The organism is Streptomyces lothianensis, from assembly GCF_047779955.1.
Taxonomy (GTDB): domain Bacteria; phylum Actinomycetota; class Actinomycetes; order Streptomycetales; family Streptomycetaceae; genus Streptomyces.
The window spans coordinates 1-362 of the sequence record NZ_JBLMKT010000147.1; the positions used below are offsets into that span (position 1 = coordinate 1).

The window sequence follows — 362 nt, forward strand, 5'->3', positions numbered from 1 at the left end:
AGGGTCCAGGTGTCCGCGTCGTCGTCGTTGCCCGCGGGTGTGGAGTGGACGGTGATCGGGCGGCGCCCGTCCGTCCCGGCGGCGCCGACGACTATCTGGAGGCTGACGCTGCCGTGTTCGGTCAGCGCGAGCGGGGCTTGGAGCGTGAGATCGTCCAGGACGGGGCAGTCGAGGCGGTCGCCGGCGTGGAGGGCGAGTTCGACGAAGGCGGTGCCGGGGAGCAGTACCGTCCCGAAGATCGCGTGGTCGGCGAGCCAGGGGTGGGTATCGAGGGAAAGACGGCTCGTCAGGACGAGCCCGTCGCCGTCGGCGAGGAGCACTTCGGCGCCCAGCAGCGGGTGCTCGGCCGTCCGAAGCCCGAA

General features: G+C 71.8%; 1 protein-coding gene. It reads right to left on the reverse strand.

What is annotated here, in order from left to right; translation table 11 throughout:
• Positions 1–362, reverse strand: a 362-nt coding sequence (locus ACLF6P_RS30000) for a polyketide synthase dehydratase domain-containing protein (RefSeq protein ID WP_415954571.1), incomplete at both ends; no start/stop codon positions are given.